Consider the following 14,490-nt stretch of genomic DNA (forward strand, 5'->3'; position numbering starts at 1 on the left):
TGTTACAAAACCAGCATGCCACCGGCGCGAAGCTGCGTCCAGGTCATGGAAATCATAAAATCCTCGAAGCTGCCCAATCCGGCGGCTTCGAAATCATTTCTTAATCGCTCCAATGGGTAAGCTTCGGCATTGGAAGACAGTAGATTAGGCATCATTTGAACCAGCCACTCTCCTATCGGCACATCGGCTTCTACCGCCCATTCTTTTTTCTTATTATAAAAAATCAATTCAGCAATCTCGTAAACCTTTTTGCCTTTTTTCTCTTCAAAAACAGACATTTCAGGCAGGCTTCCCAGCCAGGTAACCACTGCATTCGGCCTGTTTGCCAGGTCAGGCAGCTCACTAATGCTTTTTTCAATGTAATTAGGCGGAATTGAAGTGGGCGGCACTTTGAAATCGAACCATCGGGAATGTGGAAAATCGAGGCAGACGCCGTGCATATAATTGAACAGCGATTTCCGCAAACCCTCGCCAAACAAATCGTGGTTCGCGCCCGAAGGGTCATCGTGTTCCAGATCATTATTCGCAAAATCGCCAACATTCGGCCCGATCCGCATCACATCAAAGGCCTCCGGATGCAGACCGACAGGACTATGCGCCGTCATCGCAAACCGATGCCAAAAGCCCGATTGTACAATGCCCGCCTGAAACAACTGCCGCACCATTTCCAGCGAATCAATCGTTTCCTGGGCCGTTTGCGTAGGGAAACCATACATTAAGTATGCATGCACCATAATCCCCGCCTGCGTAAACGCATCCGCCACGCGGGCAACCTGCGCAACGGTAACGCCCTTCTTCATTCGCTCCAAAAGCCGGTCAGAAGCCACTTCAAGCCCGCCGGAAATGGCAATGCAGCCCGATGCTTTTAATAGTAAACAGAGATCGTGGGTGAAGTTCTTTTCGAAGCGAATGTTTGTCCACCAGACAACTGTTAGTTTCCTTCTGATAATCTCCAAAGCCAGATCCCGCAGCAATGCCGGCGGCGCGGCTTCGTCCACAAAATGAAAGCCATTCTGCTGCGTTTGCGCAATGATTTCTTCAATCCGATCGCAGAGCAAAGCTGCCGTCATCGGTTCATAACGTCTGATGTAATCGAGTGAAATGTCGCAAAACGAGCATTTGCCCCAGTAACAACCATGCGCCAATGTAAGCTTGTTCCAGCGCCCATCGCTCCAAAGTCGGTGCATGGGATTCACAATTTCAATCACCGACAAGTAATCGTGCAAGGGCAAATCGCTATAATCCGGCGTTCCCGTATCGCGCTGCGGCACATCCTTTTCCTTCGCGCCATTGTGATAAACGACCACACCATCGACGCGCGAATAAACACGTTTCAGCTGCGAAATTTCCCTTTTGCCATCCAGATATTCCAACAGCGAAAGCAAAGGCGCTTCGCCATCATCCAGACAAATAAAATCAATGTAGTTAAAAACGCGAGGCTCTTTCAATGTGCGCAGTTCCGTGTTAGGAAAGCCACCGCCCATGACAATTTTAATGTTGGGATAATGCTTTTTTAAATATTGACCGCATTTAAAGCCACCATATAAGTTTCCCGGAAAAGGCACAGAAATGCAGACAATCTCAGGCTGGTATTTTTGTATTTTCCGTTCCAAAACATTGGTTAAGGTCCTGGACAATAACGTATCCGGCGATTCCAATGCCGCTTCCATTTCATCAAAGCTCGTTGCAGACCTGCCTAACCGCTCTGCATAACGGCTGAAACCAAAATGCGGATCAACAGCTTCCTGGATCAGATCACCGAGATCTTCCAGATATAACGTTGCAAAATGCCGCGCTTTATCATGGATTCCCATCGTCCCGAATGCCCAATCCATATCCTCCAATTGCTGAAAACGGCCGGCTTCCGGCAAGTAACTGCGGTCACAAATGCTGTGAGCTAATGTTGGGTTTTGGTTTTTGAGGAAGCGGATGACAGGATCAATGGTCGTGATATAGTCATCTTTCAGCGAATAAATCCGGAAACTATTCTCCGTAAGCGCTATGTCCGAATCATCCAGTTGCGCAAAAAGCGTCTTTAACCCCTTCGAAGAAAACAACTCCAAAATCACATCAATCCCCAGATCCGCCTGATACGACTCCCTACCCAAAGTGTTCAAAAACCCTTTCAGATAAGCCGTAGCCGGATAAGGCGTATTCAACTGCGTAAATGGCGGCGTGACAAAAAGCGTTTTCTGCTGCAAGGTGACTTTTAGTTATTAAGCGGTGCAAAGGTACGACGCTAAGACAAAAAGATCATTAACAATTTATAGCCCGATTCGCCGGGATTCTAGTATCTTAAACGTCTCAACCATTACTTTTCCACATGCCCGGCGTCCTATTACGATCCTTTTTGAAGATTACTTTTCTGTTCATTTTCTCGGTTTTAAGCCCGACCCTTTACGCCCAGAAAAGCAAAACATACCCTCCATCCCCTTTTCCTGACCGTGTTATCCTGGGCTATAAAGGTGCCCCGGCGACTTCGCAGGCTGTGAACTGGCGGACGGATTCGACGGTTGCGAAGGGGATTGCGGCGATTCATGAGGCGGATCCTTCACCGGATTTTGTGCCTAATGCAAAGATTGTGAATGCGTTGACGCAGGCAGTTAAGTTGGATGGAAAGCTCGTGCATTATCATGAGGTGAATTTTACGGATTTGAAGCCTTCTACGCAATATGTTTACCGCGTTGGCGATGGGGAGAATTGGAGTGAATGGTTTCATTTTACGACGGCTTCTAATAAAAATGAGCCAGTTTCATTCCTTTATTTTGGAGACGCACAAACGGAAGTGCGCTCGCTATGGTCACGGGCCATTCGCGGGGCTTATTCAACATTGCCGAAAGCGGATTTCATGATCCATGCGGGCGATTTGATCAACCGCTCCAATGAAGATCACGAGTGGGGCGAGTGGTTTGAGGCGGGCGGCTGGATCAATGGCATGATCCCGAATCTTTCGACGCCCGGGAATCATGAATATTTTAAGGATACAGATCATGATTTAAAAGTTTCCAAGCATTGGCGTCCGCAATTTGCCTTGCCCGAAAACGGGCCGGAAGGAATGATCGAAACTGCATATTATATTGATTATCAAAATAACAGATTCATTTTCCTTAACTCCGAAGAAGCTGATAACAGCATCCGCGCGATGAACCGGCAAGCGGAATGGTTCGAGGAAGTTGTAAAAACCAATCCAAACCGCTGGACCGTTGTTGTACACCACCATCCCGTTTATTCCACCAAACAAGGCCGCAGCAACGACCGCTGGCGCAGGAAAATGGAGCCGCTTTACAAGAAATACAATGTCGATATCGTGCTGCAAGGGCACGATCACAGTTATGGCCGTGGCCTGAATATGCCTGTTGGCGAAAGCCGCCAAACGCCGGATGGACCGATTTACGTCGTTTCCGTGAGCGGGCCGAAAATGTACGACATTGGTTTGCAGGACTGGATGGACCGCGCGGCTTCCAACACGCAATTGTATCAGGTGATCACCATCGATTCGGCCAAATTGGCCTTTAAAGCATTCACTGTCAATGGCGATCTGTACGATTCATTTGAGCTTAATAAAGATGATAAGGGCAAAAATTCGCTCGTGGAATTAGAAGGCACATTGCAAATGAAGGAAAGACTAGAACTGCCGGAGCGTTATATGAAGACATTCAAAGAGGCTGATCTGAAGCATTATAACGAGCGCTTCCAGGAATACAAAAAGAGAAAGGCATTGAAGTAAGAGATCGGCATTTTGATGTATGGAAACCGGAAATGTTAAACCTATTTTTCGACAGCCCAGAAAATGGCATTCTTGAAAATAGTTTTATAAACATCACTTTCAAACAAAACCGGCGAATGTCCCATGAAGATGTAAACATTCTTTGCCTTCATCTTGGAATTAGACCAAATGACCGGATGGTCGCCCATTTTGACCTTTGAATCAGGCGAATAGGTGGATTCATCAACGCTCGCGAGCACATCCACATTAGGCCGCGGGCTTTTGTCATAAATGTACCATTCCTCTTTTTTGACCAAAAAAGAAGCCGGAACGCCTTTCATTATGGGATGATCGCTCTCTTCCACTTTCACAGTTGCGGCAGCGAAGTCGGCAATGTAATTTTTGTAACGAATGCCACCCATAAACTCCGCAAACCATGGCCAGATCTTGTAACCGTCAAACTCGCCTAGCAATGTCGCATGGTGAAAGCCGATCCAGCCGCCTTTTCCTTCATTGATGTATTTTTCAAATGCCGCAGAAGCTTTCGGTTTCCAGGCATAAGGAACATAATCAAGCTGAATAATTAGTTGGTAATCAGCAAGATAAGCCTCGTTGATAGGATCTGTTTTATCAATGTAATCAATGGAAAAGTTCTCTCTCGCTGCCAATGAATCCAGCCAGATCCGAGCACGTTTCGAATATTCAATGTGATGTCCACCTGGCTCGGCCATTGCTAAAACGTTGAATTGCGGCTTTTTCGTTTGTGCAAAAGCTGCCGTTGATGCGACGAAAAGCAGGCACGCGAGCAGATATGCGAGAAATTTCCCGTCGAAGATTTTCATGATTTTCAGGTGTTTGGGAATCAAAAAACCGTCCTTATTTCATGACGGGTAATGTGATGCTGCTGCTGTGTTGTGCGTTATGGTGAATCGTAATTTTCGATTTTTGAAAATCCGACTCATTGGCTTCGAAAATGTTCAGGAATTTCTGTGGGTTCCTGTCTACCAGCGGAAACCAGCTGCTCTGGATCTGCACCATAATGCGGTGGCCTTTTTTGAATGTATGCGCCGTTTCGTTGAGCTTCACCGTCACTTTTTCCACTTTGTTTTTTGTAAATGGCTCGGGTTTCGAAAAGCTGTTACGGAATTTTCCACGAAGCACTTCTGCCCGCACCATTTGCTGGTAACCGGTCATATCGAGCGCCTTATCACCCTCTTTCACACCAGGAACCGAAGTGTTGGCAGGCCATACATCAATCACTTTTACAATAAAATCCGCATCAGAGCCAGTTGTCGAAACCATTAAATTGGCAATGATCTCGCCGGTTAATGTCACATCTGTTGTCAAAGAATCTGTTTGAAAGCTAAGCACGTCCGGCCGTTTGGAGGCAAATCGCTGATCTTCGGCCATGTATGCATTGTTCCTGCGGCTGCCTGTTACGCTTGTGTAAGGAACCGGGTTGGCAGGATCGCTCTCATACGCCGTTTCACCTTTTTTTGCATTTGGCTTAGCTATTGATAATGAACCATTTGCATTAAAATAATAAGGCGTAGGCTGACTATTCTTCGGTGGCCAGACATCATAATTTTTCCATTGATTAGAACCCGTTTCGTAAACCGTCACCTCGGGCTGATCAAAGCTGCCTTTTCCTTTGAGATAAAAATTGAAAAATTTCGTCTCGATCTCTTCCTGAAAATACTTATTCAAATCGCCGCCAAAATCATATTGCGCAAACGACTTCCATTGCGGCGCAGCCCAACCGCGATGCGTCCAGGGCCCCATAACAAGGCGATTATTGTTGCCCGGCGTCTGCTTTTCGATGGCCGCATAAGTCTTCAAAGCACCATATAAATCCTCCGCATCAAACCAGCCGCCAACGACCAGCACAGCAGGTTTGATGTTTTTCAAATGCTTCTTAATGTTCCTGCTTTCCCAAAATTCGTCATAAACCGGGTGGGCCACTGTCTGTCTCCAAATGCTGTTGGGATCTGAAAAATAAGCGTCCGTATTCGCTTTTTTCAACGGACCGAAGTCTAGAAAATATTTGTAAGCATCCTTATATTCTGCATTGAAAAACGACTTGTAATTTTCACCATCCGCGCTTTTTGGGCCGTCAAAGCCGCTATAAAAACCGAAGTTATCCATCAGGAAAAATGCGCCATTGTGATAGCAGTCATCGCCGATAAACTCATCAGACATAGGCGCTTGCGGAGAAACGGCTTTCAATGCAGGGTGCGCATCGGGTAAGGCTGCAGAGGAATAAAACCCGGGGAACGAAATGCCTGATTGACCCACCTTACCATTATTTTTGGTGTTTTTCAACAGCCATTCAATCGTGTCATATGTGTCGCTCGACTCGTCAACATCCTTATTGCCCGATTTCTTTTCAATAGCAGGCGTCATTTCCCGGAAGGTGCCTTCGCTTTTGTAACGGCCACGCGCATCCTGGTACACGAAAATGTATTTTTCACGCATTAGATAAACGTTCGGGCCAAGGCTGCGGCGATATTTATTCACGCCATAAGGCCGCACCGAATAAGGCGTCCGCTGCATGAGAATCGGGTAAGTCTGGGACGAATCTTTGGGTGCATAAATAGCCGTGAAAAGCTTCACGCCATCACGCATGGTGATGTATTGCTCGGTTTTAATGTAATTTTCCCGGATCCAATTTGTATCGGGAGCCGCTTGATTTTGAGCCTGACAAATGCAGGTGGAAAGCAGCAAAATGAGCAACAGAAAACGTTTATGCATGGCTGGCTGTTAACGATGAAAATATACTGACCAAAAATACAGAAGAAAGTGCTTGTCAAACATAAAACTTTTTACCTTCCCGTTTTTTTCCATTTCCCCCGTCGATGATCCGAATTCTTAAAAAATCCCTTATGATATTATTTATTTTGCTGGCGTTGCTGGTCTTTGCCGGTTACATTTTTATGGAGCGGCCGCAGTTTGGCAGACAACCCTCCGGAGCGCGCTTGGAGCTGATCAAAAAGTCCCCGAATTACAAGGATGGCAAGTTTCAAAATGAGAGTTACACGCCTGATTTGGCCGAAGGTTCCAGTTATTCCAAAGTGCTCATAAAGTTCTTTTTTGGCAAAAGCAAATACAACATTCCGGGCGCAACCATTCCTTCCCAAAAGACTGATTTACTGCATTTAGACCCAAGTGAGAACGTCTTAGTATGGTTTGGACATTCTTCCTACTTCATGCAAATTGATGGGAAAACATTCCTCGTCGATCCCGTTTTTAGCGGCAGCGCCTCCCCCGTCCATTTCACAACGCCCAGCTTTAAAGGCAGCGATGTGTATGATGTTGAGGATTTCCCGAATATTGATTACCTGATGATTTCGCACGATCACTGGGACCATTTGGATTACCCGACCATTTTAAAACTGAAAGCCAAGGTTAAAACCGTCATCACAGGTCTCGGCACAGGCGAACATTTCGAGCGGTGGGGTTATAAAACAAGCATGCTGATTGAAAAGGACTGGGACCAGGGCGCTGATCTGGGCGGCGGGTTCCGGGTTGACATTACGCCGGGAAGGCACTTTTCAGGCCGCGGCCTGAGCCGTAACAAGGCACTTTGGGTCTCATTTGTACTGCAAACCCCAACCATGAAAATCTTCATTGGCGGCGACTCCGGTTATGACCAGCATTTCAAAAGAATCGGCGAAAAATTCGGCCCGTTCGATCTCGCCATACTGGAATGCGGCCAATATAACGAAGCCTGGAAATACATCCACATGATGCCCGAAGAAACCGTAACGGCAGCGCAGGAGCTGAAAGCAACCAAACTAATGCCCGTCCACTGGTCCAAATTTTCCCTCGCCCTCCACGACTGGAACGAACCCATCCAAAGAGCCACCACCGAAGCCAAAAAACAAAACATGCCGCTGGTAACGCCCATGATCGGACAGAAAGTGAACTTGAAAGGCGATAATGTATTTACGGAATGGTGGAAACAAGCCGCGCTGCAGCCGGAGGATTAATCAGCTCTGCCGCAGGGACATTAGAGTTGTTAATGTTATGGGATGTTTTGAAATTGAGTTTCTGTACGTAAACACTTGGAATTATGACACAGGAATTGGTTGATAAGGTTAGGGCTTATGTGAAGGCAAGGCGGGAGGAAATTGATAATTCTCCTGATCCCAGGCAAGCATCGATTGACCATCTAAAAGAAATTGGTTATCTGGATGAGAATGGGGAAGTGGCAGAACATTATCGGGGCGGGTTGCCGGAAAATTTCGAGAGGTAATCAAGCCAGAACAACTTCTTTCAACTTCTCACCCAGATCATGAATAGCATCTTCTAACTTTTTTGCTTGCTGTTCAGAAGGGAATTTTGTTCCTGCGACATAGTGTCTTACTAACGATGGATTAAGGCCGGCTCGCTTTGCTAATCCACCAACTTTGATGTCATCAAACAATTCAAAAAACGCACTCAAATCGTAGGCATAATCGAATGTAAAATCGGACTTCTTAAGATTTTGCCAATCGGCATTTGATTTGCCTTCGTGTTGAATAAAGTCTTCCAGTAGATCTCTCAGATTGTCGGTAATCTCATCCATTGTGCTTCCGCTAGTTACAGGCAAATAGTTTGGCACATTCTCTATGCGTCCCCATAATTCATTATCGCCTTTTTCTATGATGATTGTCAGTTTCATGTTTCGATTATTTGAGGCCAGCTTGTTTCAAAATTTTCTTTAAGGTTCCAATTGGGATATCCTTGTGCCCGTGAAAAGCAACAGGAATTGTTTCGTCACTGTCTGGATGCTTAAAAATTCGATGACTTCCGCGGCTTCTGACTTCCATCCATCCACGCTGTTCCGGGAGGCGGATCAATTCCTTTGCATCCATTGTATAGTGTGTTAAAAAAACAAAGGTCGCAAATTTGCGACCTTTGTCAAATATCTTGAACGTTTTTATTGCACTTAGAGATTTATCCGTAATTCTTCAACCTCCTTCTCCAACTCCCGAATCCGATCCTCCTGCCGCAGAGCCTTCCGCTGCAATTCGATGAACTCGTCTTTGGTGATTGTTATTTGATCATTTGTATTTGATTGCTTCAAAAAGACTGGTTCTTCCCCCCCTTCGCCCAGCAAAAGCCAATATGGGCTAACCTCAAAAATTGCTACGATCTGACTGATCGCATCTGCGGTAAAATTACCACTTCCCTTTTCAAGCCTGTTATAAGTCGCTTGTGAAACACCTATTTTCTTTGCGAATTGAGTTTCGCTAAGGTTTAAGTTTTCGCGTAGCTTTTTAATTCTTACTATTTCGAACATTCAAAAATACGAATCAATTAAACTTAAAATGATTTGAAATAAATCAAAATGAGTTATATTTGTAAATCAAGACCTGTTAAACGCAAATTACACATATTATGCAAATGGAAACAATTACGAATCGCCTGCCCGGTATAACGATAAAGCAACGATTACTTATTCGATTTCGTAAAGCCAAGGAAATGGCTGGACCGAAATGGAAAGACAAGCTTGCTAGCCATGACGCGTTTTTTGATACGAGAACTGGGGAAGGTTATATGCGGTCTGTTGCCCAAGCCCTTTCAGATCCGAGACGTGGTGATGTGGATAGGATCGAATGTGTTACTTTGGCGTTGGAGGAAATTGCGGGGATTGTTAATGTGCATATTTGATTGACCGTCCAGATTAGCAGTTTGGGGCAAGCCTACTTCTCTGACCATTTCAAACCCAAGCAAGATAACAACAAAAAAACCGCCCTAAAATAGGACGGTTTTTGAAGTTTCTGAAAGCGCGTTCCGCGCGGTTATGTGACCCATAGGGGAATCGAACCCCTGTTTCAACCGTGAAAGGGTCGTGTCCTAACCGCTAGACGAATGGGCCGACTGGTCTCCTACTTCGCGCGTTTTTTAAGCACTTTCTTTCACTTTTCGTTTCCGTTTTCCGAAATCGTGGTGCAAAGATGCACGACCGGTTTTTAAATTCCAAACTTACAAGTGAAATAAAACGAAGTTATTTTACACTGCCCTGATTTCCAGAACATTCAATCCAAAACTTTTTTTATTCAATATCCCATGCCGTTAAATTGAGGTAACTTTCTAATTTTGGACTCCTCGTTTTCCATTTCATTTCCTTCAATATATGTTAAAACGTTTCTGCTGGTCATTGCTGTTGCTTTTTTCCCAATTCGCAGTGGCGCAAAATAAAACGCCAGACGAATTCCTGGGTTTCCCGCTCGGCTCCAAGTTCGCATTTCATCACCAGATCGTTGATTACATTAAGTTATTGCAATCGCAAAATGTGGACCGGGTGAAAATCGTCCAATATGGCAGCAGCAATGAAGGCAGGCCGCTGATGGTGGCGTTTATTTCGTCGCCCGAGAACATTGCAAATCTGGAAAAGATCCGCACGAACCATTTGAAAAGCATTAAGCTCCTGGATGGCAAACCGGATGCCGCTACGCCGCCGATCGTTTGGATGAGTTATAATGTGCATGGAAATGAGTCAGTTTCGGCGAATACGAGCATGAAAGTGGTTTATGAGCTGCTGAATAAACAGAATACGCTGACACAGGATTTTCTGAAAAATATGGTCGTGATGATCGATCCTTGCATTAATCCGGATGGGTATGACCGCTATTCGCAATGGTATAACCGCGTGCAGAATGCGACACCGGATGTAACGCCATTTGGGCTGGAACATGACGAACCCTGGCCCGGCGGTCGTTTTAACCACTATTTGTTTGACCTCAACCGCGATTGGGCGTGGCAAACGCAGAAGGAGACCAAGGACCGCATTGCACTTTACAATCAATGGATGCCGCATTTCCACGCCGATTTCCATGAAATGGGCTACACCAGAAGTTACTATTTCCCTCCTGCTGCACGGCCATTTCACAAGGACGTAACTGCCTGGCAAAGACAGTTTAATGATCTGATCGGAGAATATTGCCGCAAGTATTTTGATAAAAACAACTGGGCCTATTTCACCCGATATAACTACGATCTTTTCTACCCAAGTTATGGCGACACCTGGCCTACGGTCAATGGCGCGATTGGGGTGACTTATGAGCAAGGCGGCGGCGGAAGGGCTGGATTAGGCATTGAGCGCAAAGATGAACATGATACATTGACGCTCGCCAGCCGCATTTCTCATCATTATGCGACGAGTCTGGCCACGTTGGAAGCCGTGCTTTCTCAAAAGGAACGTATTGTTTCTGAGATGATTAAGTTTCATGAGGATGCCGTGAATGCGCCTGCGGGATCTTTCAAAACCTACATTGTGAAGGCCAAAGGAAATGAAGAGCGGATTCGTTCTTTCAGCGAATGGATGACGCGCCAGGGCTTTGTTTATGGCATTGCTGGCAAATCTGCTTCAACAAAAGGCACGGAGCTGACGACATTGAGCGAGCAGCCCGTAAAAATTGAGAATAATGATTTGCTGATCAGCGCCTATCAGCCTAAATCGAACTTGCTAAGGATTCTTTTCGAGCCCAAACCCATTCTGGAAGACTCTGTGACTTACGATGTTACGAGCTGGGGACTCGCTTATTTGTATGGTTTGAAAGCTTATGGATTGAAGGAAAAACTGGCCCCGGCAGCGTATCAGCCAGAGAAAATTGAAAATCCGATTCCGGCGACTTCACCTTATGCCTATCTGGCACAATGGTCTGAGGTTGAGCATGCTGCGTTTCTTGCGGAATTGCTGAAAAATAGAATTTTAGTTAAAAGCTCGAATGTTCCGTTTGAGATGAATAAGTTGAATTTTGAGGCTGGCACATTGATTATTCCGAAAAAAGGAAATGAAAACCTGGCTTTTGATAAACTGGTGACTTCGATTGCAAACAAACATTTTGTCAAGCTTACGCCTGTGCAAACGGGTTATGTAAGCAGCGGTGCGGATTTCGGCAGCGATTACATTGTGTCGCTGAAAGCGCCAAAAGTGGTTGCTGTGACGGGTGAAGGCATTAGTCCGACTGCTATCGGCGCTGTGTGGCATTATTTCGAGCAGCAGATTGGTTATCCTGTGACAATGGTGAATGGTTCGCGGCTTTCGACATTGCCCTGGAATGAAATCGATGTGTTGATCCTTCCTGATGGCCGTTATAGTGACATCATCAATGACAAACAGCTGGAAGCATTACAAAGCTGGATCCGGAATGGTGGAAAACTGATTGCTATGGAGCGCGCGACGGATGTTTTTGTTGGAAAATCGGGTTTTAATCTGACCAAAAAAATGTCGGACAGAAAGAAAGATTCCGACACATTTAAAAAATACGGCGATCAGGAAAGAGAAGACGCGGGCGACGCTTCGCCGGGCAGCATGTTCCAGGTGACAATGGACACGACGCATCCGCTGGCATTCGGCTGCGGAAAGGAATATTTTACCCTCGTGCGCGACGCCTACGAAATGGATTACCTGAAAGACGGCTGGAATGTGGGTTACCTCACCGACACGGGTTACAAAGCCGGTTTTGTAGGCAACAAAATGACCGGAAAGCTCAAAAACACATTGGTCATGGGCGTGCAGGATATGGGCCGCGGCCATGTGGTTTACCTCATGGACGACCCCGTTTTCCGCTCAATGCTGTATAGCGGGAAGATTCTGTTTAGCAATGCGGTGTTTAGGTAATTAGAAATAGCGAACCGCCAGTTCATAACCTCGAAGCCCCAATCCACAAATCATCCCCTTACAACGCGACGTCAAATAGCTATGGTGGCGGAAGGATTCTCTGGCGTGGATGTTGGAGATGTGGACTTCTATGGCCGGAGTGGTTACGGCGGAAAGGGCGTCGGCCAGGGCGATGGATGTGTGTGTGTAGCCGCCCGCATTGATCACTATGCCGTCGAATGTGAAACCGACTTCGTGTATTTTATCGATTAATGCGCCCTCATGATTGGATTGAAAATAATGCAGTTCAATGTCCCGAAAAAGACCTTTCAATGTTTCAAAATAATCCTCAAATGATTGGTTACCATAAACGCCGGGTTCGCGTTTGCCTAAAAGATTCAAATTAGGGCCGTTCAGGATCAGGATCTTTTTCATTCATTAATCAGATTAACAGTTCTTCTATGTGGCAAAGCTACATCAAACATTTTAAAAATTATCTTCGGCTGGAACGCTCCTTATCGGGCAATTCAGTGGAGGCTTATGTGCGGGATGTTGAAAAACTGGAAGAATATCTGGAACTGGCAAAGATCGATTTGCCGCCCGCGAAGATCGATGAGGAGCATTTAGCGGCATTTCTGAAATATCTGTCTGAGCTCGGCCTGGCGGCACATTCTCAGGCGCGGATGCTTTCGGGCATTAAAGCTTTTTTCAAATATCTTTTGCTAGAAAATGAGATCACCGAGGACCCGACAGAACTGCTGGAATCCCCTCGCCTGCCGCGCAAACTGCCCGACGTGCTTTCTTATGAAGAAATTGAAACAATGTTATCCGCCATCGATCACTCCACTCCCGAAGGAACGCGAAATCGGGCGATTATCGAGGTTCTTTACAGTTCAGGCTTACGCGTGTCGGAACTGACTGGCTTGCAACTCACCCATTGTTACTTCGACATTGGTTTTCTACGGATTTTAGGAAAAGGGGATAAAGTAAGACTGGTCCCGATTGGCAAAGAAGCCATTAAATACACCCAGATTTACCTCGAACACGTCCGCAATGACATTGCCCCGGCCAAAGACGCAGAGGACATTGTTTTCCTGAACAGAAGAGGCGGTCAGCTTTCTCGTGTGATGATTTTTTTGATGATTAAAGACATTGTGGAGAAGGCAGGAATCCACAAGAATGTGAGCCCGCACACATTCCGGCATTCATTTGCGACACATTTGATTGAAGGTGGCGCGAGCTTGCGCGCAGTGCAGGAAATGCTTGGGCATGAGTCAATTACGACAACAGAGATTTACACACATCTGGATCGGGATTATCTCCGGCAGGTTATTACGGAGTTTCACCCGCGAGGCTGATCATTTCACTTCTTCCAGCAGCGAATCCAGTAAAAGCGAATCTGCGTCCGGCGTGGCACCCGGCAATGCGCGGTTCAGTTGTTTCGGCTTATTCCAGGGAGCGGTTGTGCGGCTGGACATGTCGTAGGAAATGTAGACGAACAGCGCGATAAAAAAGACGGTTATAGCGATGAAAATGCTGCGGTTTTTGTTTGGTTTGTCCATTTTACTCAGCTTCGCTCACTTGTTTTGGTGTTTTGTATAAAGTCAGCTGCCCGGTTTTTGCCGAAAACTCTTCCCATTTGAGCCCTTCAAATTCAATGATGGCAACACTTCCTTTCTTCATCGAACCCAAATCTGCACCCGACATATATTCCGCAAAATGGCTGATATCGGGATTATGGCCAAATAGCATCAGCGTTGAAAAGTTTTCCGAAACAGAATTCACTGCGTTTAAATAAGCTTTCGGCCCACCATCGTAAAGGTCTCTGTCAGAGATCAGCTGACCCGCATTCAAGCCCAACTTTTCCGCGATAATTTCGGCAGTCTGGTAAGCTCTGGGAGCCGGACTTGAAACGAAAATATCAGCACTAATATTCGCTGCGGCAAGCCATTCCCCCATCTTCGCCGACTCGCCCAGTCCCTTGTCATTAAGTTTTCTGTCAAAATCCTTAATCAAAAAACTATGGTCCTCAGCGGTGGCGTGGCGAACGAGAATAAGCGTCTTTTTCATTTTTCTTTTTTTTCCAAAATTACAGATATCCTGCATTTAAACCACTTTGCAAGGACACGAAAATCAGCCGGATTTTTTTGCCACTTAGCGAGCTGATACAACCTTTCGACACTAATTATTCTAC

15 protein-coding genes and 1 tRNA gene are annotated in these 14,490 nt (G+C 45.9%); 6 read left to right on the forward strand and 10 right to left on the reverse strand.

The window, feature by feature from the left end:
• Positions 1–2 precede the first annotated feature (2 nt).
• Entirely contained in the window at positions 3–2,201 is a 2,199-nt protein-coding gene (locus G395_RS0100960) for a B12-binding domain-containing radical SAM protein (RefSeq protein WP_026628335.1), read from the reverse strand.
• Positions 2,202–2,323: 122 nt separating this feature from the next.
• Between G395_RS0100960 and G395_RS0100965 the strand changes: the two genes are divergently transcribed.
• Entirely contained in the window at positions 2,324–3,727 is a 1,404-nt protein-coding gene (locus G395_RS0100965; protein WP_026628336.1) for a purple acid phosphatase family protein, read from the forward strand.
• A 41-nt stretch (positions 3,728–3,768) separates the two neighbouring features.
• Here the strand turns inward: G395_RS0100965 and G395_RS0100970 are convergent, their stop codons facing one another.
• Together G395_RS0100970 and G395_RS0100975 are read right to left on the reverse strand one after the other, a co-directional pair.
• Positions 3,769–4,548 carry a ThuA domain-containing protein gene (locus G395_RS0100970; protein ID WP_026628337.1) on the reverse strand — a complete coding sequence of 260 codons (780 nt, stop codon included), beginning with the start codon at positions 4,546–4,548 and terminating at the stop codon, positions 3,769–3,771.
• A 34-nt stretch (positions 4,549–4,582) separates the two neighbouring features.
• Positions 4,583–6,457: a CocE/NonD family hydrolase gene (locus G395_RS0100975; RefSeq protein ID WP_026628338.1), complete on the reverse strand. Its 1,875-nt coding sequence runs from the start codon at positions 6,455–6,457 to the stop codon at positions 4,583–4,585.
• Positions 6,458–6,588: 131 nt separating this feature from the next.
• On the opposite strand from G395_RS0100975, the gene G395_RS0100980 reads away from it, so the two are divergent.
• Both G395_RS0100980 and G395_RS0100985 read left to right on the forward strand, forming a co-directional pair.
• Positions 6,589–7,695, forward strand: a complete 1,107-nt coding sequence (locus tag G395_RS0100980) for an MBL fold metallo-hydrolase (protein WP_026628339.1) — start codon at positions 6,589–6,591, stop codon at positions 7,693–7,695.
• 83 nt (positions 7,696–7,778) lie between these two features.
• Positions 7,779–7,961, forward strand: coding sequence for a hypothetical protein (locus G395_RS0100985; RefSeq protein WP_026628340.1), 183 nt, complete (start codon positions 7,779–7,781; stop codon positions 7,959–7,961).
• Here the strand turns inward: G395_RS0100985 and G395_RS28360 are convergent, their stop codons facing one another.
• The 3 genes from G395_RS28360 to G395_RS30925 form a co-directional block, all read right to left on the reverse strand.
• Positions 7,962–8,369 carry a helix-turn-helix domain-containing protein gene (locus G395_RS28360; RefSeq protein WP_051349914.1) on the reverse strand — a complete coding sequence of 136 codons (408 nt, stop codon included), beginning with the start codon at positions 8,367–8,369 and terminating at the stop codon, positions 7,962–7,964.
• Between the two features lie 7 nt (positions 8,370–8,376).
• On the reverse strand, positions 8,377–8,562 hold the full coding sequence (locus tag G395_RS0100995; RefSeq protein ID WP_026628341.1) for a type II toxin-antitoxin system HicA family toxin: 186 nt from the start codon (positions 8,560–8,562) through the stop codon (positions 8,377–8,379).
• A gap of 74 nt (positions 8,563–8,636) precedes the next feature.
• Positions 8,637–8,990: a helix-turn-helix domain-containing protein gene (locus G395_RS30925; RefSeq protein WP_051349915.1), complete on the reverse strand. Its 354-nt coding sequence runs from the start codon at positions 8,988–8,990 to the stop codon at positions 8,637–8,639.
• A gap of 182 nt (positions 8,991–9,172) precedes the next feature.
• On the opposite strand from G395_RS30925, the gene G395_RS0101005 reads away from it, so the two are divergent.
• On the forward strand, positions 9,173–9,361 hold the full coding sequence (locus G395_RS0101005) for a hypothetical protein (protein WP_229203902.1): 189 nt from the start codon (positions 9,173–9,175) through the stop codon (positions 9,359–9,361).
• A 136-nt stretch (positions 9,362–9,497) separates the two neighbouring features.
• On the opposite strand, the gene G395_RS0101010 is transcribed toward G395_RS0101005, so the two are convergent.
• A tRNA-Glu gene (locus G395_RS0101010) sits at positions 9,498–9,569 on the reverse strand.
• A 258-nt stretch (positions 9,570–9,827) separates the two neighbouring features.
• Here G395_RS0101010 and G395_RS0101015 point away from each other — a divergent pair.
• A complete protein-coding gene (locus G395_RS0101015; protein ID WP_026628343.1) occupies positions 9,828–12,317 on the forward strand; it encodes a M14 family zinc carboxypeptidase in 2,490 nt (829 codons plus the stop codon).
• On the opposite strand, the gene aroQ is transcribed toward G395_RS0101015, so the two are convergent.
• The gene (gene aroQ, locus G395_RS0101020) at positions 12,318–12,731 is read right to left on the reverse strand and encodes a type II 3-dehydroquinate dehydratase (protein ID WP_026628344.1); all 414 of its coding nucleotides are present in this window, start codon (positions 12,729–12,731) and stop codon (positions 12,318–12,320) included.
• A gap of 26 nt (positions 12,732–12,757) precedes the next feature.
• Here aroQ and xerD point away from each other — a divergent pair, with 26 nt between their 5' ends.
• Positions 12,758–13,654, forward strand: a complete 897-nt coding sequence (gene xerD / locus G395_RS0101025) for a site-specific tyrosine recombinase XerD (RefSeq protein WP_026628345.1) — start codon at positions 12,758–12,760, stop codon at positions 13,652–13,654.
• On the opposite strand, the gene G395_RS0101030 is transcribed toward xerD, so the two are convergent.
• Both G395_RS0101030 and G395_RS0101035 read right to left on the reverse strand, forming a co-directional pair.
• A complete protein-coding gene (locus G395_RS0101030; RefSeq protein ID WP_035360193.1) occupies positions 13,655–13,858 on the reverse strand; it encodes a hypothetical protein in 204 nt (67 codons plus the stop codon).
• Between the two features lies 1 nt (position 13,859).
• A complete protein-coding gene (locus tag G395_RS0101035; RefSeq protein WP_026628347.1) occupies positions 13,860–14,366 on the reverse strand; it encodes a SixA phosphatase family protein in 507 nt (168 codons plus the stop codon).
• Between the last annotated feature and the right edge of the window lie 124 nt (positions 14,367–14,490).

The sequence above is a fragment of the Dyadobacter alkalitolerans DSM 23607 genome, from assembly GCF_000428845.1.
GTDB classification, from domain to species: Bacteria; Bacteroidota; Bacteroidia; order Cytophagales; family Spirosomataceae; genus Dyadobacter; species Dyadobacter alkalitolerans.